23 protein-coding genes are annotated in these 24,654 nt (G+C 61.4%); 9 read left to right on the forward strand and 14 right to left on the reverse strand.

The features are described from left to right. Window positions 1-94: 94 nt before the first annotated feature. The 6 genes from ACSQ3F_RS06975 to ACSQ3F_RS07000 all read right to left on the reverse strand — a co-directional run bounded on the left by ACSQ3F_RS06975 (window position 95) and on the right by ACSQ3F_RS07000 (window position 9,118). A complete protein-coding gene (locus ACSQ3F_RS06975) occupies window positions 95-1,465 on the reverse strand; it encodes an alpha-glucosidase/alpha-galactosidase (RefSeq protein WP_436099547.1) in 1,371 nt (456 codons plus the stop codon). Between the two features lie 24 nt (window positions 1,466-1,489). Then, the gene (locus tag ACSQ3F_RS06980; RefSeq protein ID WP_436099548.1) at window positions 1,490-3,160 is read right to left on the reverse strand and encodes an ABC transporter ATP-binding protein; all 1,671 of its coding nucleotides are present in this window, start codon (window positions 3,158-3,160) and stop codon (window positions 1,490-1,492) included. An 11-nt stretch (window positions 3,161-3,171) separates the two neighbouring features. Further along, window positions 3,172-4,293: an ABC transporter permease gene (locus ACSQ3F_RS06985; RefSeq protein WP_436099549.1), complete on the reverse strand. Its 1,122-nt coding sequence runs from the start codon at window positions 4,291-4,293 to the stop codon at window positions 3,172-3,174. After that, the gene (locus ACSQ3F_RS06990) at window positions 4,290-5,303 is read right to left on the reverse strand and encodes an ABC transporter permease (protein WP_436099550.1); all 1,014 of its coding nucleotides are present in this window, start codon (window positions 5,301-5,303) and stop codon (window positions 4,290-4,292) included. Before ACSQ3F_RS06990 ends, ACSQ3F_RS06985 begins: the two co-directional genes overlap by 4 nt. A 78-nt stretch (window positions 5,304-5,381) precedes the next feature. After that, window positions 5,382-7,469 carry an ABC transporter substrate-binding protein gene (locus ACSQ3F_RS06995; protein ID WP_436099551.1) on the reverse strand — a complete coding sequence of 696 codons (2,088 nt, stop codon included), beginning with the start codon at window positions 7,467-7,469 and terminating at the stop codon, window positions 5,382-5,384. Window positions 7,470-7,645: 176 nt separating this feature from the next. Continuing rightward, window positions 7,646-9,118 (reverse strand): alpha-glucosidase/alpha-galactosidase, encoded by a 1,473-nt coding sequence (locus tag ACSQ3F_RS07000; protein WP_436099552.1) that lies wholly within the window; start codon window positions 9,116-9,118, stop codon window positions 7,646-7,648. A 190-nt stretch (window positions 9,119-9,308) separates the two neighbouring features. Here ACSQ3F_RS07000 and ACSQ3F_RS07005 point away from each other — a divergent pair, with 190 nt between their 5' ends. Continuing rightward, window positions 9,309-10,229 carry a helix-turn-helix domain-containing protein gene (locus ACSQ3F_RS07005; protein WP_436099553.1) on the forward strand — a complete coding sequence of 307 codons (921 nt, stop codon included), beginning with the start codon at window positions 9,309-9,311 and terminating at the stop codon, window positions 10,227-10,229. Between the two features lie 32 nt (window positions 10,230-10,261). Here the strand turns inward: ACSQ3F_RS07005 and ACSQ3F_RS07010 are convergent, their stop codons facing one another. After that, a complete protein-coding gene (locus tag ACSQ3F_RS07010; protein WP_436099554.1) occupies window positions 10,262-10,438 on the reverse strand; it encodes a hypothetical protein in 177 nt (58 codons plus the stop codon). A gap of 298 nt (window positions 10,439-10,736) precedes the next feature. Between ACSQ3F_RS07010 and ACSQ3F_RS07015 the strand changes: the two genes are divergently transcribed. Further along, on the forward strand, window positions 10,737-11,285 hold the full coding sequence (locus tag ACSQ3F_RS07015) for a flavin reductase family protein (RefSeq protein ID WP_436102068.1): 549 nt from the start codon (window positions 10,737-10,739) through the stop codon (window positions 11,283-11,285). A 132-nt stretch (window positions 11,286-11,417) separates the two neighbouring features. Here ACSQ3F_RS07015 and ACSQ3F_RS07020 read toward each other — a convergent pair whose 3' ends face one another. Together ACSQ3F_RS07020 and ACSQ3F_RS07025 are read right to left on the reverse strand one after the other, a co-directional pair. Then, window positions 11,418-12,566: an NAD(P)/FAD-dependent oxidoreductase gene (locus tag ACSQ3F_RS07020; RefSeq protein ID WP_436099555.1), complete on the reverse strand. Its 1,149-nt coding sequence runs from the start codon at window positions 12,564-12,566 to the stop codon at window positions 11,418-11,420. Window positions 12,567-12,714: 148 nt separating this feature from the next. Beyond that, on the reverse strand, window positions 12,715-13,656 hold the full coding sequence (locus ACSQ3F_RS07025; RefSeq protein WP_436099556.1) for a LysR family transcriptional regulator: 942 nt from the start codon (window positions 13,654-13,656) through the stop codon (window positions 12,715-12,717). A gap of 167 nt (window positions 13,657-13,823) precedes the next feature. Here ACSQ3F_RS07025 and ACSQ3F_RS07030 point away from each other — a divergent pair, with 167 nt between their 5' ends. The 3 genes from ACSQ3F_RS07030 to ACSQ3F_RS07040 are packed head-to-tail and all read left to right on the forward strand — an operon-like array spanning window position 13,824 to window position 16,348. Further along, window positions 13,824-15,011 carry an acyl-CoA dehydrogenase gene (locus ACSQ3F_RS07030; RefSeq protein WP_436099557.1) on the forward strand — a complete coding sequence of 396 codons (1,188 nt, stop codon included), beginning with the start codon at window positions 13,824-13,826 and terminating at the stop codon, window positions 15,009-15,011. Between the two features lie 8 nt (window positions 15,012-15,019). Next, the gene (locus tag ACSQ3F_RS07035; RefSeq protein ID WP_436099558.1) at window positions 15,020-16,204 is read left to right on the forward strand and encodes a CaiB/BaiF CoA transferase family protein; all 1,185 of its coding nucleotides are present in this window, start codon (window positions 15,020-15,022) and stop codon (window positions 16,202-16,204) included. A gap of 45 nt (window positions 16,205-16,249) precedes the next feature. After that, window positions 16,250-16,348: a type II toxin-antitoxin system VapB family antitoxin gene (locus ACSQ3F_RS07040; protein ID WP_436099559.1), complete on the forward strand. Its 99-nt coding sequence runs from the start codon at window positions 16,250-16,252 to the stop codon at window positions 16,346-16,348. Between the two features lie 133 nt (window positions 16,349-16,481). Here the strand turns inward: ACSQ3F_RS07040 and ACSQ3F_RS07045 are convergent, their stop codons facing one another. Together ACSQ3F_RS07045 and ACSQ3F_RS07050 are read right to left on the reverse strand one after the other, a co-directional pair. Beyond that, window positions 16,482-17,939 (reverse strand): NAD-dependent succinate-semialdehyde dehydrogenase, encoded by a 1,458-nt coding sequence (locus ACSQ3F_RS07045; RefSeq protein ID WP_436099560.1) that lies wholly within the window; start codon window positions 17,937-17,939, stop codon window positions 16,482-16,484. A gap of 151 nt (window positions 17,940-18,090) precedes the next feature. Then, window positions 18,091-19,359, reverse strand: a complete 1,269-nt coding sequence (locus ACSQ3F_RS07050; RefSeq protein ID WP_436099561.1) for a 4-aminobutyrate--2-oxoglutarate transaminase — start codon at window positions 19,357-19,359, stop codon at window positions 18,091-18,093. A 271-nt stretch (window positions 19,360-19,630) separates the two neighbouring features. Here ACSQ3F_RS07050 and ACSQ3F_RS07055 point away from each other — a divergent pair, with 271 nt between their 5' ends. The 3 genes from ACSQ3F_RS07055 to ACSQ3F_RS07065 all read left to right on the forward strand — a co-directional run bounded on the left by ACSQ3F_RS07055 (window position 19,631) and on the right by ACSQ3F_RS07065 (window position 21,649). Further along, the gene (locus tag ACSQ3F_RS07055; RefSeq protein WP_436099562.1) at window positions 19,631-19,876 is read left to right on the forward strand and encodes a type II toxin-antitoxin system RelB/DinJ family antitoxin; all 246 of its coding nucleotides are present in this window, start codon (window positions 19,631-19,633) and stop codon (window positions 19,874-19,876) included. Window positions 19,877-19,903: 27 nt separating this feature from the next. Beyond that, on the forward strand, window positions 19,904-20,725 hold the full coding sequence (locus ACSQ3F_RS07060; RefSeq protein WP_436099563.1) for a MerR family transcriptional regulator: 822 nt from the start codon (window positions 19,904-19,906) through the stop codon (window positions 20,723-20,725). Between the two features lie 144 nt (window positions 20,726-20,869). Continuing rightward, window positions 20,870-21,649, forward strand: a complete 780-nt coding sequence (locus ACSQ3F_RS07065) for an ABC transporter substrate-binding protein (protein WP_436099564.1) — start codon at window positions 20,870-20,872, stop codon at window positions 21,647-21,649. A 143-nt stretch (window positions 21,650-21,792) separates the two neighbouring features. Here ACSQ3F_RS07065 and ACSQ3F_RS07070 read toward each other — a convergent pair whose 3' ends face one another. Then, a complete protein-coding gene (locus ACSQ3F_RS07070; RefSeq protein WP_436099565.1) occupies window positions 21,793-22,191 on the reverse strand; it encodes a hypothetical protein in 399 nt (132 codons plus the stop codon). Between the two features lie 262 nt (window positions 22,192-22,453). On the opposite strand from ACSQ3F_RS07070, the gene ACSQ3F_RS07075 reads away from it, so the two are divergent. Then, entirely contained in the window at window positions 22,454-22,576 is a 123-nt protein-coding gene (locus ACSQ3F_RS07075) for a hypothetical protein (RefSeq protein WP_436099566.1), read from the forward strand. Here ACSQ3F_RS07075 and ACSQ3F_RS07080 read toward each other — a convergent pair. Beyond that, the gene (locus tag ACSQ3F_RS07080; protein ID WP_436099567.1) at window positions 22,573-23,964 is read right to left on the reverse strand and encodes a sensor histidine kinase; all 1,392 of its coding nucleotides are present in this window, start codon (window positions 23,962-23,964) and stop codon (window positions 22,573-22,575) included. The genes ACSQ3F_RS07075 and ACSQ3F_RS07080 overlap by 4 nt on opposite strands. Beyond that, window positions 23,964-24,638, reverse strand: a complete 675-nt coding sequence (locus tag ACSQ3F_RS07085; RefSeq protein WP_436099568.1) for a response regulator — start codon at window positions 24,636-24,638, stop codon at window positions 23,964-23,966. The genes ACSQ3F_RS07080 and ACSQ3F_RS07085 overlap by 1 nt, the downstream gene beginning before the upstream one ends. Window positions 24,639-24,654 lie beyond the last annotated feature (16 nt).

Consider the following 24,654-nt stretch of genomic DNA (forward strand, 5'->3'; position numbering starts at 1 on the left):
CGGTGCGCTGTTCTTTTCGATCATACCCGGCACAAAAGGAAAACCCCGGAATTGTTGTTCCGGGGTTTCCTCGTCGCGCAACCGGGAGAAAGAGTTACGCGGCCTGGACCTTCTTTGCGATCCGGGCCCATTCCGGGATCCACTGGCCGTGGGCGGCCAGCAGGTCGTCGGTGAGCGACCAGATCTGGTCGAGATCGAGCTCGGCGGCCGTGTGCGGGTCCATCATCGCGGCATGATAGAGGTGCTCGCGGTTCTCCGTCATCATCGCGGCGACAGTCAGCTCCTGCACATTGATATTGGTGCGGATGAGCGCCGTCAGCTGCGGCGGCAGGTCGCCGATGAAGGTCGGCTGGATGCCGTTCTCATCGACGAGGCACGGCACTTCGGCAGCGCAATTGTCCGGCAGCGACGTGATGCAGCCATTGTTGCGCAGGTTGCCGTAGATCACCGAGGGCTCGCCGGTCCACACCGAGTTCATGATCGAGGAGGCGTATTCCTTCGACTGAGCGACCTCGATCTTGTCGGCCGAGCGATAGGCTGCGGCCTGACCCTTCCACTTCTCGACCTGCTCGATGCAGCGCTTCGGATATTCGTCGAGCGGAATGCCGAATTTCTCGATCAGGTCCTCGCGGCCCTCCTTGATGAAATAGGGCGTGTATTCGGCGAAGTGCTCCGAGCTTTCGGTGACGAAATAGCCGAGGCGGGTCAGCATCTCGTAGCGAACCTTGTTCGGGCAGCGCGGGTTCCAGGTCGGTTTTGGCGCACGGCCTTCACGGTAGCCGCGGACGAGATCCGGATAGAGGTTGCGGTAGGAACCGTCCGGCTGGCGATGCTCGAACTTCAGGAAGAAGGCCATGTGGTTGATGCCGGCCGAACGGTAGCGGATTTCCTCGTAGGGAATGTCGAGATCTTCCGCCAGCTCCATCGCCGTGCCCTGCACCGAATGGCAGAGGCCAACCTGCTTGATCGTGGGGTATTTCTCGGCGATCGCCCAGGTGTTGATCGCCATCGGGTTGACGTATTGCAAAAGGATCGCCTCGGGGCAGACCTGCATCATGTCTTCGCAGATGCTCCAGAGATGCGGCACGGTGCGCAGGCCGCGCATGATGCCGCCGACGCCGAGCGTATCGGCGATGGTCTGGCGCAGGCCGTATTTCTTCGGCACTTCGAAATCGGTGACCGTGCAGGGCTCGTAGCCGCCGATCTGGAAGGCGACGACGACGAAATCGGCGCCGTCGAGGGCCTTGCGCTGGTTGGAATGCAGCTCGATGGTTGCCTTGGCGCCGAGCGTCGAGATCAGTTTTCTGACGACGACCTCGCTTTCTTCGAGCCGCTGCGGGTTGATGTCCATCAGCGCGATTTTCGCTCCCGAAAGAGCTGGGCGCTGCAGCACGTCGCCGACGATGTTCTTCATGAAGACGGTCGAGCCGGCGCCGATGAAGGTGATTTTGGGTTGTCTCGTCATGGAATAAGCCTCTTGTCTAGCGGATTATGCGGCCACTTCGAAGGCGGCTCTGACGAGCCGTTCGGTGTAGGCGGTCTTGGGATGGGATAGAACGTCTTCAACCGGGCCCTCTTCAACGATCTTGCCGTGCTGCATCACCACCACGCGGTGGCAGAGGGCGCGCACGACCTTCAGATCGTGGGAGATGAAGAGGTAGCTCAGTCCCTTCTCGTCCTGCAGCTTGCGCAGCAGTTCGATGATCTGCGCCTGCACCGAGAGATCGAGCGCCGAGGTCGGCTCGTCGAGCAGGATGAATTCCGGTTCCAGCGCGATGGCGCGGGCAATGGCGATGCGCTGGCGCTGGCCGCCGGAGAATTCGTGCGGGAAGCGCGACAGGATGTTGCTCGGCAGGCCGGCATTGTTCAGCGCCTCCTTCACCCGCTCCAGCCGCTCGTTGCGGGTCGCGCCGAGCTTGTTGACGATCAGTCCCTCCTCGATGATCTGGCCGACCGACATGCGCGGATTGAGCGAGGAGAAGGGGTCCTGGAAGACGATCTGCATGCGCGAACGCAGCGGCCGCATCTCGTCGCGCGTCTTGTTCTGGATCGGCTGGCCATCGAACAGGATTTCTCCGCCTTCCGCCGTCAGGAGCTTGACCAGAGCCTGGCCGAAGGTCGTCTTCCCTGAGCCGGATTCGCCGACGAGGCCGAGCGTTTCGTGGCGGTGAAGCTTGAGGCTGAGGCTGTCGACGGCGACGAGCTCCTTCAGCTGCGGCCTGAAGAAGCCGCCGGCCTTCAGCATGAAGGAAACGCGGACATTGCGGCCTTCGAGGATGGCGGCGGAATCGACCGGCATCGGATTGGCCATGCCCTTCGGCTCGGAGTTGAGCAGGTGGCGGGTATAGGGGTGCTGCGGGTTCTGGAAGAGCGCCGCGGTGGTGTTGTGTTCCTTCACCTCGCCGTTCTGCATGACGTAGACATAGTCGGAGAACTGGCGCACGACGGTCAGATCATGGGTGATCAGGATCACCGCCATGCCGAGCGTCTTCTGCAGGTCGCGGATGAGGTTGAGGATCTGGGCCTGGACGGTGACGTCGAGCGCTGTCGTCGGCTCGTCGGCTATCAGCACGTCCGGATTGTTGGCCAGCGCCATGGCGATCATGATGCGCTGGCGCTGACCGCCGGAAAGCTGGTGCGGATATTGGTTGAGGCGAGCCTCGGGGTCGGGAATCTGCACCTGGCGCAGCAGCTCCAGCGTCCGCTCCATCGCCTGTTTGCGGCTCATCTTCTGGTGAACGCGGATCGCCTCGATGATCTGGGCGCCGATCGTATAGACCGGGTTCAGCGAGCTCATCGGCTCCTGGAAGATCATCGAGATGCGGTTGCCGCGCAGCGCCCGGCGCTGGCGATCGGAGAATTTCAGGACGTTCCTGCCGTCATAGGCGATGCTGGATCGGTCCGACACCGTGGCGCGCTTGGTGAGCAGGCCCATGACGGTGCGGGCCGTCACCGATTTTCCTGAGCCGGATTCGCCGACGACCGCGATCGTCTCGCCGCGATAGAGCTGGAAGGAGACGTCCTTGACGGCATCGACCAAACCGCCCTCGACCTTGAATTTCACCGCCACGTGGCGTGCGTCGATGATCGGTGAGCCGACGGCGGCGGCATGGTCGTGCCGTTGTTCGGGTGCGAGTATGCTCAAATCCACGAGTGCCATGGGTCGTCTCCTCAGTACGGGTCGACGGCGTCGCGCAGGCCATCGCCAAGCGCATTGAACGCAAAGACGGTGACAAGCACGAAGGCCACGGGGGAAAGGATCCAGGGATAGGATCCGATGACGGAATAGGTGGCGGTGTCCTGCAGCATCAGTCCCCAGGACATCAGCGGCGGTTTCACTGCGAAACCAAGGAAGCCGAGGAAGGATTCCAGCAGAACGACATTGGGGATCGCCAGCGTCACGGCGACGATCACGTGGCTCATGACGTTGGGGAAGATATGCTGGAAGATGATGCGCCGGTCGGTGGCACCGATCGCCATTGCCGCCCGAACATAGTCGATGCGGGCCAGAGCCAGCGTCTTGCCGCGTACCTCGCGTGACATCTGCGCCCAGCCCAGCGCCGACATGACGACGATGACGAAGGCGAGGAAGACGTTGGTCGGCGCCGTTACCGGGATCAGCGAGGTGAGCGCCAGGTAGAGCGGCAATTGCGGGAAGGCCAGCACGAGTTCGACGAAGCGCTGCATCCAGTTGTCGAAGCGGCCGCCGAAATAGCCCGAGACCATGCCGACCGTGGTGCCGACGACGGTGACGATGAAGACCACCGTCAGCGCGATCATCAGCGAGACGCGGGAGCCGTAGAAAATACGGGACAAGACGTCGCGGCCGAATTTGTCGGTGCCGAGGAAATTGACCGGCGTACCGTCGACAGCGCCGAAGAAATGCCGGTCGGTGGGGACCAGGCCGAGAAGACGGTAGCTGAAGCCCTTGACGAAGAAGCCGAGGTTTTTCGGATTGGCGTAATCCGGCCCGATGATCGGCTGGAAGGTGATCGGGTCGAGCTCCGTGCCCTCGCCGACCTGATAGGTGCGCGGCCAGACGAGAATGCCCTCCTGATCGGTGATGCTGATCGTCTGCGGCGGGGCGAAGCCAACGCCTGTCAGCTTCGGATCAACCGGCGAAAAGAACTCGGCGAAAATCGTCATGATCATCAGCAGGCAGACGAGGATCAGGCCGATCATGCCGGTCCAGGACCGCTTCAGGCGGCGCCAGACGAGGGCCCGATACGTTTCGTTTCCGTGATGCGGTGCCGGCACCGGCACGGTGATGGCTTTTTCAACGTCGGCTTTCATGCGTGTGCTCCTCCACCAAGGCGAACCCGAGGATCGAGCATGGCCAAAAGCATGTCGGCGATAATGTTGCCGATGATGAGTGTTGCGGACAGGACCAGCATGAAGGTGGCGGTGACATAGACGTCGCCCACCCACATGGAGCCGACGATGGCAGGGCCGACGGTCGGCAGCGCGAAGATGATCGCTGTCTCGATCTCGCCGGTCAGCATGTAGGGCAGGACGACGCCCTGATACATGACCAGCGGATGCAACGCGTTCGGCACGGCATGGCGCAGGATGACGGCGCGTTCGGAAAGGCCCTTGGCCCGCGCGGTCTCGACATATTGGGCGTTCAGGGTGTCGAGCAGATTGCCGCGCATCACCCGCATATTGTAGGCGAGGCCGCCGAAGGTGGCGATGGCGATGACCGGCCAGACATGTTTCAGAAGATCGACGAACTTGTCCCAGGACCAGGGCGCACCGCCGTAGCGGGCCGAGTGGAAGCTGTTGATCTCGGTCACGTTGAAATGGAACACCATGATGTAGACGATGACCAGCGCCATCAGGAAGCGCGGCACCGTCATGCCGAGGAAGGAAATGCCGGATAGCAGGCTATCGACCCAGGAATATTGGCGGGTGGCGGCGAGAACGCCGAAGGTGATGCCGATCACCGAGGCGAGGATATGGCAGACGAGCGCCAGCGCTAGCGTTCGGGGCAGGCGTTCGCCGACAACGTCGGCCACCGGCTTGTTGTAGAAGAGGCTATGGCCGAAATCGCCGCGCGTCAGGATGCCGGTGATCCAGTTGACGTATTGCACGGGCAGGGGCTTATCCAGGCCGTTGGCGACCCTGTAGGCCTGCGCCTGGGCGTCGGCTTCCTCGAAGGATGCGCCGCCCTGGTTGATCATTTGCGAGCGGATATAGTCGCTGTAATCGCCCGGCGGTGCCTGGATGATCGCGAAGGTCACGACGCTCAGCACGATGAGCACGGGGATGGCGGATGCGATGCGCACAAGCAGAAATCGGAACATGGCTGTTGGGTTCTCTTGTGTGTTCAGGGGTCTGCCCCGGCCGCAATCAGTGGCGGCCGGCGCAAGCTCAACGAGGGATCAATTGATCGGGCCGCTTTCGCCCGGCTTGCCCGGCAGCTGCTGCGGGAACAGTTCGTAATCTCCCTGCTTGTCGGCAGCGACGGAGACCCGTTCGCGGATAATCGTATCCTCGGCCCAGTTGAACATGAAGATCGGGGCGCCGACCGGAATGTTCGCGAAGCGCTTGTTGATGATCAGTGCGCCCGGATATTCGGTGAGGCCAACCGTATCGACATTTTCCGTTGCGACCTTCTGATATTGCTTCATCAGTTCGGTGCGCTCGGTATTGTCGTTCGAGGCGATGAACTTGTTGACGATGTCGACGAGTTCCTTCTCATAGGGCAGGAGGTCGACCGTGCCGTCCGTGCCGGCGCGATGATGCCAGCTGGTGCGAGGCCCCATCGGAGCGAGCTGGGTGGTGTTCTGCACCACAGATGTCAGTTCCGGATCGTTGCGGCGGATTGTCCAGTCGAACTGACCGGCATTGTGCGCGTTGTCCTTCTTGGTGCCGTCGAGCGCGTTGAGCGTCACCTTCAAACCGAACTGCTCCATCTGGCCGATCACGCCTTCCGCAAGGTTGCGGTCGGTGCCGTAGTCGCCATTGCTCAGCAGCACGATCTGAACGTCTTGACCGCCTTCCGTTGCGGCTGGGAAGTTGACGAAACCGTTGCCGTCCGTGTCCTTCAGACCGGCCTTTTCGAGAAGCGCCTTTGCGCCTTCGAGATCGAAGGGATAGTAGACCGTCGATTGGCGGTCGTAGAAACTCGTGCCCGACGACAGGCCGCCGGGATAGATCGCCGTGAACGGGCCCTTGACGAGCGATTCCCCGATCTTCTTGCGGTCGAGCGCCATGGTGACCGCCTTGCGGAAGTCCTCGTTGCGATTGAGCTCGCGCACGGCCCCGCCGCGGGCATCTGGTTCACCCCAGCCGTTTGCGGAGAGATTCATGCGCAGATTGTAGCCGATCAGGCGGGCGCCGAAGGCAAGGCGTGCCGGGGCCACGTCGGACGCAGCGCGCTTGAGCGATTCAACGAAGTTTTCCGGTTGCTCGAGGTTGGAGAAGTCACCGGAACCGGCGATCGCCTGCACGTCGCGGTCTGCCCAGGTCGAGAGCTTGTAGTGCATCTCGTTGAGGTAGGGCAACTGATGGCCTTCCTCGTCGACCTTCCAGTAATAGGGATTCCGGCGCAGGACGATGATGTCGTCCGGCCGGTATGAGACCGGGACCCAGGCGCCCATGACGGGAATGTTCATGTATTCGGCCGGGAAGCCGTTCTTGTACTGGTCGTACGTCACATCCTTATTGTATTTGGGATGCTTGGTCTTCAGGATATGCGCCGGACCGGGGCAGAACGTGCCGTAAGCCATGGCATAGAGATATTGGCGGGGGAAGGCTTCCTTGAAGGTCCATTCGACGGTGTTGGCGTCAACGGCTTTCAGCGTCGTGCCTTCGCCGAAGGTTTCCGGGGTCGCTCCATTGAGCGGCGACACATTGGGATCGACGACATTGTCTTCCCAGTAGAACATCACGTCTTCAGAGCTGAACGGCACGCCGTCCGACCATTTGGCGCCTTCGACCAGATGCATGGTCAGCTTGTGGCCGTCTTCGGACCAGTCCCAGCTCTTGGCCAGGTTGGGCAGCGGCTCCACGTCGCTGGCTTCGACCTGATAGAGCGGCGCGGTGCGTGTCAGGCATTCGGATATGCCGATATCGATGCCGCCCCAGCCTTGCGTCTGGCCGGCCGAATAGTTCCACCCTTCCGGGCGGCCGCCGATGACATGGCGCATCGTGTCGCCATAGACGCCGATGCCGTCGGGCATGTTGCCGGTCTTGAAGACCATCGGCTCCTTCGGCAGGCGCTCGGCAACCGGCGGCAGCTTGCCGGTCTTGACGAATTTCTCGGTGACCCAATCCGGCTCTTTGTATTCCGGCAGCGCCTTGAATTCGAGGATCGAATCGCGCGGCACATAGGTGATCTTGCCCTGCGCCGGGAATGGCGGCTGCTCGGGCACGACCGTCGGCTCGGACGCCCAGGCCGTCACGGCGAATGCCGACACGCCCAATAGAAGCGCGGTGGTGGTTTTCAGATGGCGAAAGCGTTTCATTGTCGTTGTTTCTCCCTCATGCTTCAGGCCGGCCCGGTATGGGCGGCTCTCCTCCTAAAAGCACCCGGCGGGACGGCGTCATGCCGCCTGCCGGACGAGAGCGGGCAACGGATTGCCCACTCCCAGACCTGCCTCCTCCTCAGGAAAACGGGCCTCGCATATCTTGCTGAAACCTTTCAGCTCGCCGCTTTCAGTTTCGTTGCTTCCTTTTCGGCGCGCAGCTCCTCGACCGAACGGACCTCGCGGCGGGCAACGCCCTTCCAGTCTCGGGTCTTGACCGTGGCCTTGCTAAGCCGCTCCCTGGCGGCCGGGACGGCATGGGCATATTGCGGTAGCCATTCAGCCTGGGCGACCACCATTTCGTCGACCATCTGCCAGACCTCTTCCGGCGTGCAGATGGCGCCGACCAGCGGATCGTGCAGCACGGCGAGCTTCAGAAGATCGATATCGCCCGAGACGGCGGCATGGACCGACATGCGCTGGACGTTGATCGAGGAAATGCAGGTGGCGGCGCAGGCTTCCGGAAGCGTGACGCCGGCAACCATGTTGATGCCGAAGCGATCAACGAAGCCGGGCGATTCGATGATCGCGTCCGACGGCAGGTTGGTGATGACGCCGTTGTTCCTGACATTGAAATGGCCGCGATAGACGCGTCCGGTTTCCAGCGCTTCGAGAATGTGGCTGGCATGTTCGTTGGAGCGGCGGGCCGGGTCGATCGGCTTTTCAGCATCCTTGAGGAACTGCGGAAATTCGGTCTCGAACCAGTTGCGGGTTTCGGTCGAATAGCGCAGATAGCCGCCGGTTTCGCCATGGATCCAGTCGGACATATCGATCCAGCGGGTAATTTCCTCCGGCCGTTTGCGGTACCAGGGCAGGTATTCCGACAGGTGGCCGTTACTTTCGGTCGAATAGACGCCGAAACGCCTCAGAACGTCGATACGCAGTTTTTCCTGCTGAGAGAAAACCGGATGCGCTTCGAAGGCGGCGACCAGCTCGTCCTTGCCTATTCTGCGGCCCTTGACGCGCACATCGACGAACCAGGTCTGGTGGTTGATACCCGAGCAGATATAGTCAAGCTCGCCATCCTTGGCGCCGAGGATCTCCGCGATCTGTTCGCCGCCGTGCTGGACGCCATGGCAGAGGCCGATCGTGTCGACCTTGCCATATTCAAGCGCTGCCCAGGTGTTCATCGCCATCGGGTTGGCATAGTTGAGGAACTTCGCACCGGGTTCGGCAAGCTCGCGGATGTCCTTGCAGAAATCGAGGATCACCGGGATGTTGCGCTGGCCATAGAGAATGCCGCCGGCGCAGATCGTATCGCCAACGCATTGGTCGACGCCGTATTTCAAGGGGATGCGGATATCGTCGGCGTAAGCTGCGAGGCCACCGACGCGCACGCAGCTGATAATGTAGCGCGCACCCTCGATCGCCTTGCGGCGGTCGGTCGATGCGGTCACCTTGGCCGGCAGGTTGTTGGCCGCGACGATCTTGTCGAGGATCGATTTGATCATGCCGAGATTGTGCTCGCTCAAATCGGTGAGTGCGAACTCGACATCGCGGAACTCCGGCACGCAGAGAATATCGGTGAAGAGTTTCTTGGTGAAGCCGACGCTGCCGGCGCCGATAATGGCAATCTTGAAGCTGCTCATGCTGTCCTCGTGGCTGGTCATTCGGCCGGGAAAAACGGACAGGTAAAATCAATGCACGGGAAATGACGCGCTCTGGCGCTTTTCTCCTCCCAGCTCTCCCTGTCGATGCCGCTCCAACCCGGTCATCTTGCTTTGTTGAGGGTCATTATGCGTATTATATTCTTCACCGCCAGAGAGGTATTGTGCTTTCATGGGTAATTCTATGCTGAAACAGTTGATCGAGAATGGCCCCGTCATGCGGACGGTTTCGCTGCCGCGCGGACGCCACAGCCTGCACACCATGCCGACCAGCACGGGCTACGAGATCCGCACGGATTCAAGCTATGACTGGGATGGCCGAAAACGCGGCCAGACGCCGTTCACCGTGCTGCAGCACACGATCGGGGGCGCGGGCAATCTTCGCTACGAGAGCCGCAACTACCGGGTTCGCGAGGGCGAGACATTGCTCGTGCTCGTGCCGCACAACCATCGCTACTGGCTTGAACAGAACGGCCGCTGGGAGTTTTTCTGGATTTCGATGAACGGCGAGGAAGCCCTGCGCATCCACAAGGCCATTCTCTCGACGACCGGGCCGATCCTGAACCTCAAGCCGGATACGATCGATCACCTTGCCGATTGCAGCCTGAGACTGATTTCCGGCGGTGCCGACGCGCCGGGCAGTGCGTCGGCCATCGCCTACGAGGCGGCGATGGCGCTTTATGACGACGTGTTCGGGGCGCACCCGGTGTTCAGCCAGGAATACCGGACGATGCAGCATGTCATCGATCACATCATGGCCAATCTGGAGCATCCGCTTCCGGTTGAGAAACTGGCGGATGTTTCTGGCCTCAGTCGGGCGCACTTCTCCCGGGTCTTTGCGGCGAGCGAGGGCATGCCCCCGGCCGAGTTCGTGCTGCGCAAGCGGCTGCAGCGGGCGACCAAGCTCCTGACCAAGGCGGCGGATCTATCGGTAAAGGAAGTGGCGATCATGTCCGGCTTCGAGGATCCGAACTATTTTGCCAAGGTGTTTCGCCGCTATTTCGGCGCTAGCCCGACGGAGTTCCGCACAACGGGCATGTATTCCAGCGTTGCCACCAACGGCCGGGCGCCTGCGTCGTCAGCCGCTGAATAAGTCCGTTGGCACGGCGGGCCTTGGGTCAGAAATCAGTAAAAGAGATGCCAGGGCGTAAGGAAGGCGCGGCTCAATTCCTGATCGCGTTCCTGTTCGACCTCGACGGCTTCCTCCCGGTTCTTCCGCGACGATGTCTCGGCGCGAGCAGTCTTTTCCGGCTTGGCCGGAGGCGTCAGATAACCGAGCGTCATTCCACCGTGATAAAACATTCAGTTCTCCGCTGTTCCCTTGGATTTATTAACGGTTGTTAACACAATCCTGCCACGTTTGGTGAGACTGTCAATAGTCTATGAAAATTATGTCTTATTGCGACTTGCCGCATTCGGCAGCATGCAACTATCGCAAAATCCCTCGATCGCCGGAAAATAATATAATCTATAAATTTAATGATGATTGAAAATTCGATCCGACTTCGCCAGCAGGGACGGGCGTTCGTTGCTTGAGGCAAATGTGTCTTTCATGCGTAAATTCCGCTCCATGGACGAAACGGCAGAAGAGTGGACGCGCATGAACCTTGCCTTGCGAAATTCGATCAACCGGATCGCCCCGACACAGGGACAGACATTCGTGCATGTGGCTGATCAGGAGGCGCTGAAATCGGCCATGCGGCGGATGTCGGGTGGTGTGTCCGTCATTACCGCCGGCGTCGGCGACGAGCGCACCGGGGCGACCGTGACGTCCGCCACGGCCCTTTCCGTCGATCCGCCGACGATGATCGTCAGTATCAACCGCAGCTCTTCCAGCTGGCCGGTCATCAGCCGCTATCGCCATTTCTGCGTCAATATCCTCTCCGCCGAGCAGCAGGACGTTGCCGAGCGGTTTGCCGGAAAGGGTGGATTGAAGGGCACCGAGCGGTATGACGGGGCCGAATGGTTCACGCTCGCCAGCGGCGCTTCGGTCTTGCGCAGCGCGCTGGCCGGCATCGATTGCGAGGTCGACGAGGTGATCGAGCGGCACAGCCATGCCATTATTCTCGGCCGTGTCGTCTCGATCGTTGCCGGCGATGGCCCCTCGCTCGTCTACAGCAATGGCCGTTACGGCCGTTTTTCTCTGTAGCAACGGTAAGTGTGTTGCCGATGAGGGAATGTCCGTTCGCGGCCTCCCGCTACTGCATAATTCCTTAAATCGAAATCGATTTAAGGATAAAATTATGCAGCAGATTTTAAGTGTTACAGCGTCCTTTGCGCGTCATGTTTGACGCGCGGCGCTGTAAGCCTTGAAGCGTCGTGGATTAAACTTTAGCGGATCGACGACCTCAGCCTCGAAGCCTTTCGGCTGCGGTTCGCCGGTCAGCAGGTTTGCCGCGAGTGCCCCGAGCGCCGGAGAGGTCAGAATACCGTAGCCGCCTTGACCGGCCAGCCAGAAGAAATCGGGATGCTCCGGGGCAAAGCCGATGACCGGCAGCTTGTCGGGGGAGAAGCTGCGCATTCCGGCCCAGCTCTTGGCGATGCGGCGGACCGGAATAATGGTCGCCTCCTCGACGTAGTGTGCCGCCCAGGCGATATCGAGCTCTTCCGACTGCACGTCGCCCGGCGTGCACGGTGTGGCATCGGCCGGCGAGGCGAGCAACCGGCCCGCGTCGGGCTTCATGTAGAAATCCTCGTCGATCTCGCTGATCTCCGGCAGGCTCGACGCGTCGATGCCCTCGGGCAGGTCGACGGTGATTGCCGTGCGGCGGTGCGGAACGATGCCGAGCGCCTTCACACCGAAGATCTCCGCCATCGGATCGGCCCAGCCGCCTGCCGCGTTGACGGCAATTTTTGCCCGCACGGTGCCCGAAGAGGTCTCGATGATCCAAGCGCTCCCGTCATGCCGTGCCGAAACGACATCGTGGCGCTCCCGGATTTCCGTACCACAGCGCCGCGCACCTTTGACATAGCCCTGCAGCAGGCTTTCGACCTCGATATCCCAGAAGTTCGGATCGTAGAAGGCGGCCGCCGCATAGCCGGGTTTCAGGATCGGCGCCCGCTGCAGCAATTCCTCCTCTTCCAGCGGTTCGAGTTCTGGCGTGAAGGCCAGCTCGGCGCGAAAAACCTCTGCCAGCCGCGCGGCCTTTTCCGCATTGGCGATCATCACGCCACCGCGCTGCTTCAAAAGCGGGATGTCGGAGAATCCATCCGGCGGGTTGTCGAAGAAATCCTTGGCGATCGTCGCCAGCGCACAGACTTCATCCGCGTTATAGCGCAGCACGAATTCCGCAGCGGAGCGGCCGGTGCTGTGATAGCCGAGCGCCGTTTCCCGCTCCAGAACGACGACCGAACGGTGCGGGCTTAGGAAATAGGCAAGCGAGAGGCCGGCTATGCCGCCGCCGATGACCGCCACGTCGAAAGTCTGCATGGATGTGCTCCGCCCCTTGATCGGCGCGGCTCTCCGGAAGAATTCTCTGCCGGCTCCTGTTTTGCGCCTTTTTGTGCGAGGACTTTATGGATCTCTTTACCTCTGTTCAAATTTATAGTCGCAAAGGCGACTATAAGATTCATTGATGTTACGCGCCATGATCCAGCGGCTCGACGTCCTCGACAAGTTTGAGAAAAGCCGCCTCAGCCGGGTTAAGAATGGCATTGGGATTCGAAATGCGGAAAATATCCGTGGACGGCAGAAGGTCGTAGGGCGGCAATTGCCAGAGCTCGCCGGCCGCCAACCCCGGCGCCGCCAGATGGCAGGGCAGCATGCCGATGCCGATATTGGCCGCGATCAGGCGGATAACCTCTTCGACATTGCAGGAGACGGCGCGAACTTGCTGGCCAAAGGAGCCCATGGCACGCACGGCCGTTATGGCGTTCATGTGCTGCCCGCCGAGAACGTCTGCTATGAAGGCGATAAAAGGGTCACCACGAAGGTCGTTCAGCGCAGCATCCTTGACGCCGAACAACCTGTGGCCGCGGCCGCAATAAAGCGCATATTGCTCGCGGATGTGGAAAGCCTTGGTCAGGCCCTCGGGAATATTGCCGTCGCTGAGGCCGATGGTAGCGATGTTGCGCTCGACGGCGCTGATGACGCTGACCGTGGTTTCAACGGTGATGCTGATCGTCACCTTCGGGTGCAGGCGAAAGAAACGTTCGAGCCGCAGGTCCCAGGCGGGATTGTGCGCATGGCTGACCGAATGAATGCTGACATGGCCCGTCACGTCCTCGCCAGCCGTCTCGAGCGCGTTGGGCAGCCGCACGACGGCAGCGAAGATATCCTTGCATTGGCGATGCAGCTTCTCGCCGGCTTCCGTCAGGTCGAAGCGCCCGGGACGGCGGTCGATCAGCTTCTGCCCGACGGTCTGTTCCAGCCGTTTCAGCGCCATGCTGACCGCCGGCTGCTGCAAGAGCAGCCGGTTGGCGGCGGCGGTAATGCTGCCCTCCTCGACCACGACGACGAAAGTGCGCAGCAGGTTCCAGTCGAGATTGTGGGCGAAGCGTTCGAGGCGATTGTCTGGCATGGAGATCCCGCATGGCGTTTCGTTACGATATTCAGGATGGTGACCCCGGTGGCAAGCCGGCTTGTCCAGCATTCCCGGGGCGCATGAGGCAGTGCCGTATTTTCGTTTGTGTCGTTCCGCCCGGCTTGCCATAACCGTTTCAAGAAGGAAAGCGACGGGAGGAAGACATGGTTGCCAGACAGGAATTCCAGTGGGACGATCCCTTTCTTCTGGAGGACCAGCTTTCCGAAGACGAGCGGATGATCCGCGACACGGCGCGTGCCTATGCGCAGGAAAAGCTGCAGCCTCGGGTGATCGAAGCCTATCGAAACGAGACGACCGATCCATCGATCTTCCGCGAGATGGGTGAACTCGGGCTGCTCGGCGTCACGGTGCCGGATACCTATGGTGGCGTCGGTGCCTCCTATGTAGCCTATGGTCTCGTTGCCCGCGAAGTCGAGCGCGTCGATTCCGGTTACCGATCGATGATGAGCGTGCAGTCCTCGCTGGTGATCTACCCGATCTTCGCCTATGGCTCCGAGGAGCAGCGTCAAAAGTATCTGCCGAAGCTGATCAGCGGCGAGTGGATTGGCTGCTTCGGCCTGACCGAGCCGGATGCCGGCTCCGATCCGGGCGGGATGAAGACGCGGGCGGTGAAGACTGAGGGCGGTTATCGGCTGACCGGTTCGAAGATGTGGATCTCCAACGCGCCGATCGCCGACGTCTTCGTCGTCTGGGCGAAATCCGAAGCGCATGGCAATGCGATCCGCGGTTTCGTGCTGGAAAAGGGCATGAAGGGCCTCTCCGCACCGAAGATTGGCGGCAAACTGTCGCTGCGTGCGTCGATCACCGGAGAAATCGTGCTCGACAATGTCGAGGTTGCCGAGGACGCGTTGCTGCCGAATGTCGAGGGCTTGAAGGGCCCGTTCGGCTGCCTCAACCGCGCCCGTTACGGCATTTCCTGGGGAGCGCTGGGCGCGGCGGAATTCTGCTGGCATGCGGCCCGGCAATACGGCCTCGACCGCAAGCAGTTCGGAAAGCCGCTCGCACAAACGCAGCTATTCCAGAAGAAGCTTGCCGACATGCAGACGGAAATCGCCCTTGGACTGCAGGCGTCGCTTCGGGTCGGCCAGCTGATGGATGCCGGCCGCATGGCGCCGGAGATGATCTCGATCGTCAAGCGCAACAATTGCGGCAAGGCGCTGGACATCGCCCGCGCGGCCCGCGACATGCATGGCGGCAACGGCATTTCCGAGGACTACCAGGTGATGCGCCACATGGTGAACCTCGAAACCGTCAATACCTACGAAGGCACCCACGACGTGCATGCCCTGATCCTCGGCCGCGCCCAGACCGGGCTGCAGGCCTTCTTCTGAGCGCGGCGATGGAAACGCCGCTCAAGGGCCTGAAGGTTCTCGAACTGGCCCGCATCCTTGCCGGGCCCTGGATCGGCCAGACGCTCGCCGATCTTGGCGCCGACGTCATCAAGGTGGAGAGCCCGGCCGGAGACGACACGCGGACCTGGGGCCCTCCCTTTGTCGAGGGCGAGGGTGGCGAACATCTGGACGCCGCCTATTTTCATGCCTGCAACCGCGGCAAACGGTCGGTCGTTCTCGACTTCACCACCGAGGAGGGGCAGGAGGCGGTGCGACGCCTAGCGGCGCAGTCGGATGTGCTTCTGGAGAATTTCAAGGTCGGCGGGCTGGCGAAATACGGTCTCGATTATGAAAGTCTGAAGACGGTCAATCCGCGCCTGATTTACTGCTCGGTCACCGGCTTCGGCCAGGACGGTCCCTATGCCCACCGCGCCGGCTATGACTACATCATCCAGGGCATGAGCGGCATCATGGACCTGACCGGCGATCCGGGAGGCGAGCCGCAGAAGATCGGCGTCGCCTTCGCCGATATTTTCACCGGGCTCTATGGCGTCATTGCCGTGCAGGCGGCGCTTCATATGCGCGAACGCACCGGCGAGGGCCAGCAGATCGATATGGCGCTGTTCGACAGCATGACCGGGGTACTGGCCAACCAGGCGCTGAACTTCCTCGTCTCCGGAAAATCCCCGCGCCGGCTCGGCAATGCGCATCCGAATATCGCGCCCTATCAGGTCTTTCCCGTCTCCGACGGCCACCTGATCGTCGCCGTCGGCAACGACCGGCAGTTCGTCAAGTTCTGTGCGCTGCTCGGGCTGAACGATCTGGCGACGGACCCGCGCTACCTGACCAATGCAGCCCGGGTGAAACATCGCGACAGTCTGACGCCGCAGCTGGCCGCGCGGACGGCAACGTTCAGTCGCGACACGCTGCTCGCCATGTTGGAGGCAGCCGGTGTACCCGGCGGGCCGATCAACACGGTGGCGGACGTTTTCGCCGATCCGCAGATTGTCCATCGCGGCATGCAGATCGATACGCCGCACACCGGGTCAGCTTCGGGAACGGCGCCGGGCGTGCGCACGCCGATTTCGTTTTCAGATTCGGAACTGGCGCTGGAACGCGGTGCGCCGCGGCTTGGCGAACACACGGAGGAGGTTTTGGCCGAGATCGGGATGAGGCAGGGGGTATCCAACTAGGGATTGTTCCGTGGTAAACTATGTCTCTTTTTGGGGGATTGATTTATGCGGATTACAGTCGTTCTGGACGATGAAATGTTTGCCAAAGCGCAGGCCTTTACAGGACTTACGAAGAAATCGGCAGTCATCCGGCACGCGTTGTAATCCCTCATACATAGTGAGGTCTCAAAAAGGCTGGCGGAGCTTGGCGGCAGTCAGCCGGATTTGGAATATATTCCAAGGCGACGCCCTTGGACCGACGAGGATGCTTGATTGCGACCACCCCCAAGTGGTCGCCTCAAATATTCCCCATGCAGAGATATTTCATTTCCAGATAGTCCTCCGCGCCATGGCGGGAGCCTTCGCGGCCGATGCCGGATTGTTTGAGGCCGCCGAAGGGGGCGGCTTCGGAGGACATGCGGCCGGTATTGATGCCGATCATGCCGTATTCCAGCGCTTCTGCCACGCGCCAGACCTTTTTCAGTTCGGTCGCGTAGAAATAGGCGGCAAGGCCATAGATCGTGTCGTTGGCCTGCAGGATGACGTCTTCCATCGTTTCGAAGCGGATGATCGGCGCCACTGGACCGAAGGTCTCGTCGCAGGCGACCAGCATGCTCTTGTCGACGTTGGAGAGCACGGTCGGCTCGAAGAAGGCACCGGAGACGCGGTTTCCGCCGCAAAGAAGGGTCGCGCCTTTTGCGGTGGCGTCGTTCACATGCGCCTCGACCTTCCGGATCGCCCGGTCATCGATCAGCGGCCCGATCGTGACGCCGGGCGAAAAGCCGTCGCCAACCGAAAGCTTGCCGACCTGCGCGGCCAGCTTTCGGGCGAACTCGTCGTGGACGCCGCTCTGCACGTAAATGCGGTTTGCCGAGGTGCAGGTCTGGCCGGCATTGCGGTATTTCGCCTGGATGGCGCCGTCGACGGCCGCATCGATGTCGGCGTCGTCGAAGACGATGAAGGGCGCGCTGCCGCCGAGCTCGAGGCTGATTTTCTTGATCTGGTCGGAACATTGCCGCATCAGGATGCGGCCGACTTCGGTCGAGCCGGTGAAGCTGATCTTGCGCACCTTGGGATTGGCGCAAAGTTCGCGGCCGATCGCATCGCCTTGCGAGGCGAGGATGAGATTGAAGACACCCTTCGGAAAACCGGCGCGGATCGCCAGCGCATGCATGGCAAAGGCCACCAGCGGCGTCTGTTCGGCGGGCTTGAGGATGACGGTGCAGCCGACGGCGAGCGCTGGCGAAATTTTTCGCGCGACCATGGATGCCGGGAAGTTCCAGGGCGTGATCGTCCCGACGACACCGACCGGCTGCTTGATCACCAGCATGCGTCGGTCTGTCGAAGGCGCGGGAATGGTCTCGCCATAGACGCGTTTGGCTTCTTCCGCATACCATTCGATATAGGCTGCTGCGTGCTGGAGTTCGGAGCGGGCCTCGGAGAGCGGCTTGCCCATTTCCGCAGTCAGGATCGCTGCGAGATCATCGATGTGGGTGATGACGAGGTCATGCCAGCGGCGAAGAATGGCGCTGCGGTCGCCGGCAGGGCGTTCGGCCCAGGGAAACTGGGCCGCGTAGGCGTCGTCTATGGCCGTTCGTGTTTCCGCCACGCCCATATCGGGCAAGGTCGCGAGCAATGTTCCGTTCGAAGGATTGCGGACATCGAACGTGCTGGCTGCAGCCGCTCCGGTTGCATTGACCAGCCCGAGCAGGCGCGGCTCCTTCACATGGGCGATCAGCGTCTCGGTAAAGATCATCGGTGATCCTTTCTGGCGGTCCACGCATCGAGGGGCGCGGGGCGGCACGTGTCGCCGCGGGACGATGCCGATAGCCGATAAACACGGCCGGGTCCATCAGGCAGCAGCAGAACGGCTGCCCGATGTGATTTTCAATAACGTCCAGTCCGCCTCAGGCTCGCGCTTCCATGATCGACGCTTCGAGAATGTCGAGCGCTTCGGCGAAGACCTCGTCCTGGATGGTGATCGGCGCGAGGAAGCGGATGACATTGCCGTGCACCCCGCAGGTCAAGAGGATGAGCCCCTTTTCAAGAGCGATCAGGCGCACGCGGTTGGCGAAATCGGCGCTCGGCAGATTGGTCGTCACGTCGTTGAACTCGACGGCGTTCATGAAGCCAGGACCGCGGATATCGACGATTTCCGGTGCCTGTTCGCGAATGGCGGCGAGGCGCTGCTTGAGGCGGCTGCCCAGCTGTTCGGCGCGTTCGCAAAGCTTTTCGTCCTTGATGATGTCGAGAACGGCGTGGGCAGCGGCGATGCCGATCGGACTGCCGCCATAAGTGCCGCCGAGGCCGCCCGGTGCCGGCGCGTCCATGATTTCCGCACGGCCGGTGACGGCGGCGAGCGGGAAGCCGCCGGCAAGGCTTTTCGCCATGGTCATCAGATCGGCTGCCACGTCGTGGTGTTCCATGGCAAACAGCTTGCCGGTGCGGGCAAAGCCGGTCTGCACCTCGTCGGCGATCAGCAGAATGCCGTGCTGGTCGCAGATTTCGCGCAGGGCGCGCATGAAGGATGCGGGCGCCGGATAGAAGCCGCCTTCGCCCTGCACGGGCTCGAGGATGATGGCGGCGACACGGGCCGGATCGACATCGGCGGCGAACAGCTTCTTCAGGGCGGCGATCGACTGCTCGACGCTGATGCCATGCAGTTCGATCGGGAAGGGGGCGTGGAAAACGTCGCCCGGCATCGCGCCGAAGCCGACCTTGTAGGGGACAACCTTGCCCGTCAGCGCCATGCCCATGAAGGTGCGGCCATGGAAGCCGCCGCCGAAGGCAACGATGGCCTGGCGGCCGGTTGCGGCGCGGGCGATCTTCACCGCATTTTCAACGGCTTCGGCACCCGTGGTGACGAAGATCGTCTTCTTGGCGAAATTGCCCGGCGCCAGCGCATTGAGGCGCTCGGCGAGATGGACATAGCTTTCGTAAGGCACGACCTGGTGGCAGGTGTGGGTGAAGCGATCGATCTGCGCCTTGACAGCCTCGATGATGCGGGGATGGCGGTGGCCGGTGTTGACCACGGCGATGCCGGCGGCAAAATCGATGTAGCGATTGCCTTGCTTGTCCCAGATTTCGGAATTTTCCGCCCGGTCTGCATAGATCTGCGTGGTCATGCCCACGCCGCGGGAAATGGCTGCATTCTTGCGATCGGTCAAACTGGTCACGGTGGTCATCCTGAGGTGCGAGGAACATAATTTTGCAAATCCTATATTTTTTCTGTAGGTTTGCAAATTAATTATAGTGATCGAGAATACAGCATTTGTGATGCTTTTTCTTGTCACCCGACCGCATGTGTGGCTACATTGATGCCGCGAGCATTGAACGAATATTTTTCTAACACTTCGAGCACTTAGGATTTTCGCGGCGATGCTGGACAGGCCCATTTCCGGGTCGGCGTCGTATCATTGTAACGCGTAGCAAGAGGAGAATGATGCCATGACTGCAGATGCCATTATCCGTGCCCGCATCGATTCCGCAACAAAACAGAAAGCCATTGCGGCGCTGGACGCCATGGGGCTTTCGGTTTCCGACGCTATCCGCCTCTTGATGCTGCGCATTGCCGAAGAAAAGCGCCTGCCCTTCGAACTGAAGGTGCCGGACGGCGCCCCCGTGCTTCCCGGAGATCGCGGTCCGCGCCATCTGGACAGCGGCGAAGACCTGTTTCACGATCTGGAACATTGACGGCATGAGAATTTCGTGTGGTGGCCCATGAGCGATGCCATCCCAGTTCGGTACAAGGTCGCGGAGGCGGCCCGGCTGGCCGGCGTCTCGGCATCGACCTTGCGGCTCTGGGAGACGCAGGGGCTCGTCGTGCCGGAGCGCTCCGCTACCGGACACCGGCAATACAGCGAGAGCGACGTCGCCCAGTTGAAGCGCGTCTCCTGGTTCCGCGCCGAGCGCGGCCTCAATCCGGCAGCCATTCGTGAAGCGCTCGAGGCAGAAGCCGGCGAGCCGGACGACGCCACTGCCGCCGCAGATACAAGTCCGGCATCGCAGGTCGGACGCAAGCTCAGGAGCCTGCGTCACGCGGCAGGCAAGACGCTCGAGCAGGTGGCCGGCGATATCGGCATTGCAGCTTCCGTTCTCTCGACGCTGGAGCGCACCTCGCAGGGCGTCTCCGTCGCGGTGCTGCACAATCTCGCCGAATATTTCGGGACAACCGTTTCCAGCCTTTCCGGTGAGGACGAACCCGATATCCGCGCTCTTGTCCGATCCGGCGAGTGGCGGACCTGGCCGCGCACGACGCCGGGCGTGACGGTTCAGCTGCTGGCCGAAGGCCGCAACCAGATGGATTGCCACCGGTTCGTGCTCGAACCCGGTGCCTCCAGCGAAGGTGCATACAAGCATGAAGGCGAGGAATTCGTCTATGTGCTGTCGGGACGGGTGGAGTTCGTGCTTGATTCCGATCAGTTTTATGATCTGAGCGCCGGCGACTCGCTCTATTTCGAGAGCCGCCGCCATCATGCCTGGTCGAACCGGCATGACGGCGAGACGGTGCTTTTGTGGATCAACACGCCGCCGACATTCTGACACGTCTCAACTGGTCTTTTGCGCCCAAGACAATCAAGCCGGTTTATACCGGCTATTGTCATTATCTATTTCGTTTATGTGCCCGCCAAGCTTACAGTTTCCGGGAAGTACCGAAAAACGGTGCGCAACAAGGGGAACTGAAAGATGAGACAGATGATCATCGCACTGGCGCTCGCCTGTGCCGCCACTTTTTCCGTGGCACCGGCGAATGCAGCCGAAAAGTTGAAGATCGGCACGGAGGGCGCCTATCCTCCGTTCAATTTCGTCGATTCCGCCGGCAAGATCGGTGGCTTCGACGTCGATATCGGCCTTGCGCTTTGCGCCAAGATGCAGGTCGAATGCGAGGTGGTGGCACAGGATTGGGACGGCATCATTCCCGGCCTGATCGCCAAGAAATACGACCTGATCATCGCCTCGATGTTCATCACTGAGGAACGCAAGAAACAAGTGTCCTTCACCGACCCCTATTACCTCGCCGCCATGACCCATGTGGTGCCGAAAGGCTCGGGCATCACCGAATTCACCAACGAGGCGCTGAAGGGCAAGGTGATTGGCGCGCAGTCCGGCACGACGCAGGCCGACTTTATCGCCGCAGCCTATCCAGATACCGAGATCAAGCTCTATCCGACGCAGGACGAAGCCAATCTCGACATGGTCAACGGCCGCCTCGACATGCAGGTCGGCGACATGCTGCCGATGCTCGATTGGGTTACCAAGAATGATGACGGCAAATGCTGCGAACTGATCGGCACACCGATCACCGACCCGAAATTCGTCGGTGAAGGCGTCGGTATCGCCGTGCGCCAGGATGACAGTGATCTGCGTGAAAAGCTGAACAAGGCGTTGGCCGACATTCGCGCCGATGGCGCCTACAAGACGATCAACGACAAGTATTTCACCATCGACGTCTACACGATGAAGTAAGCGATCGGTCCCCGGAAACGGGCTGGCCGGAAGTGTCGTGCGCAGGCAGCCGATCGCGCCGCAAATGCGTTCAGCTCATTGTCAGTTTCGACGGCCACTCCCCTGATGTCGAAATCATCAGGAGATGGGCAACCAGCGCGAGGCTAACGCGCCACGTCGATGACGACGCGGCCGCGGATCGTGCCGGCGACGATGGCGTCTGCCCGTTGTGGCAGGTTCGACAGTGGCTCGACCGTCGTCATCGTCGCCAGAAGCGCGCGATCGAGGCTCTCTGCCAGGATCGTCCAGGCCTTGTCGCGTTCCGCATGCGGCGCAGTCACCGAATTGATACCGGGCAGGGCAACGCCGCGCAGGATATGCGGCATCACGGTTGTCGGCAGGTCGGCGCCGCCGGCAAGGCTGCAGGCGGCGACCGCGCCGTTCTGGACGGTCTGCGCCAGCACATTGGCGAGCGTGGTCGAGCCGACGGAATCGATGGCGCCGGCCCAGCGCTCCTTCTGCAGGGCGCCGCCCTTCTCCGCCAGTTTCGGCGCGATCGACAAAGCCGGTTGCACCGAGCTGCGGAATTTTGTCGGCGGACAGTGGTTGCTGGCTTCTAAATAACCCATTGAATCGACAGGTGATTATCGGCACTATTGCGAGAATATAGGGTGCGGTTTTACTTGCGAAATTACGTATAAAGGTAATCTGAATTTGCATTTTATCTGCCATGCTTGCCGCGCAAGGCAGGTTTGCCCTTCCCTCTCTGGTGAAATACATGAAGAGCTGCTATCAGACGCTCGCAACAATCCTATGGAGCTTATCATGTTTTCGCAGCGCAAGCTGTCGAACCCGTCTGATCGCGGTTTTGTCCAGATGATCTGGAACGCGATCCTTCTCGTTCAGACCCGTGAAACGTCCTCTTTGATGACGGGTCGCGACCGCTAGGCAGAAGCAGCGGCCGGAAACGTCACCGAGGCTTTCAGCCCCTTGCCATCCGGCCCTTCGCCCAGCGTGAGATGTCCGCCGAACAGTCCGGCGATTTCTTCGACGATCGGAAGTCCCAACCCCATTCCCGGTGCTTCGCCGCGTCCGCCGCGCGCGAAACGCTGGCGCACGACCTGCCGGTTCTGCGGCGGAATACCCGGGCCGTTGTCTTCCACCTCGAGTCGGACGGCGCTGTCTTCATTTTCCACCCGAACGGTCACTTCCGCGCCCTTGCCGGCATAGGCGATGGCGTTTTCGATCAGGTTTCGCAGAAGTTCGCCAATCAGGAGGGGTTCGGCGCGGATCAGCGCCTTGCCCTTGCCCTCGAAGCCGAGATCGACGCCCGCGTCGCCGGCGCCGGGCACGCGATCGCCGGTGACCTGCTGCGCCAATGACATCAGGTCGATGATCTCGAGCGGTGGTGGCTCCGTCGAGCCGGCGGCGTCGATCTTTGCCATCAGGAGCAGTTGCGCGAGGATGCGTTCGGCATGCGCGACGGCCTCATCGCCCTTGCGCGCCGCGGCCTGCGCTTCCTCCAGCGTCGTAGCGCGGGCGGAAAGGGCAAGCTGGGTGCGGATGATCGCAAGCGGCGTGCGCAGCTGATGGCTGGCATTGCCGGAGAAATGCCGGAGTGCATCGAGTGCCGATTGTAGCCGCACCATGAAGGAATTGACCGTCTCGACCAGCCCCTCGACTTCGCTCGGCACCGATTGTTCGATCGGGTGCAGATCATCGGGGCTGCGCTCGGCAATGGCGTCTCCCAGACGATAGAGCGGCCGCAGCGAGAAGGTCACTGCGATCCAGACGATCGCTGCGGCGCCGAGGATCATCACCAGCAAGCGCAGAGCCGAACGCAAGAGAATGGCCTGCGTCAGTTGCCGCCGCGCGATCGTCGTCTCGGCGACGGTGACGACGAAGGGTACCGAGTTGATGCCGGTGGAGGCCGAGCGCTCCAGCGCCGCGACCCGGATCGGCTCGCCGCGGAACTGCGCATCGGCATAGACCGCGGACTGGCCCTTCATGTCGGTGATCGAGGGCAGGTTCTGATAGCCGGTGATGAACTGGCCGGGCGGCCCGTCGACCCGGTAGAAGACACGGTCCTGCGCCGCCGAGGTCAGCATTTCCAGCGCGACATAGGGGATGTCCACTTCGAGCGAACCGTCTTCCGCAACCACGACCCTCTCGGCAATCGCCAGCGCCGAGCCGGCAAGCACACGGTCAGAGACGACATTCGCCGTCTTCACCGCCTCGCGATAGGTGTCGATCAACGCCAGGCAACCAATGACGACGGTCGAGATCAGCAGCCAGGCAAGCAGCCTGCGGCGCAGCGAATAGCCGGCCCGCGCCATCAGCCGTCCGCCATCTTGTCGAGATAATAGCCGATGCCGCGCGCTGTCCTGACCGTCAGCCCGTGCGGTGCCAGCCGCTTGCGCAGCCGGCTGACATATTGCTCGATGGCATTGGCGCTCAGATCGTCGTCGAAGGCGGTCAGCGACTGGATGATTGCCTCCTTGGCAACGACCTTTCCGGCGCGCATGAACAGGATTTCCAACAGGCCAAGCTCGCGGGCCGGAATATCGACGGTGATGCCGCCGGCGGAAAAGGTGCGGGAATTGAGGTCGAAGGAAACCTTGCCGTAGCTGACGAGGGAGGAGCGAAGCCCTGCCTGCCGGCGCAGCAGCACCCGGACACGGGCCTCGAATTCGCTGACGTCGAAGGGCTTGATCATATAGTCGTCGGCGCCGAGATCGAGGCCGCGGATTTTCTCCTCCTGCGTCCCCCGCGCCGTCAGGATCAGTACCGCCGCCTTGTTTTGCCGTGCCCGCATCGAGCGCAGCACATCGAGCCCGTCCATTTCCGGCAGGGTCAGGTCGAGGATGACGAGATCGAAATTTTCGGTCGCGATCACCGCATCGGCCGATGCGCCGTCGCTGACGACATCGACCGCATAACCGCTGCCGCGCAGGATGGCGACAAGCCCTTCCGAAAGCGCCGTATTGTCTTCGACCAGTAGTATCCGCAAATCCGCTGTCTCCCTG

Source organism: Pararhizobium sp. LjRoot238, from assembly GCF_964252955.1.
In the GTDB taxonomy this organism is placed as follows: Bacteria; Pseudomonadota; Alphaproteobacteria; order Rhizobiales; family Rhizobiaceae; genus Pararhizobium.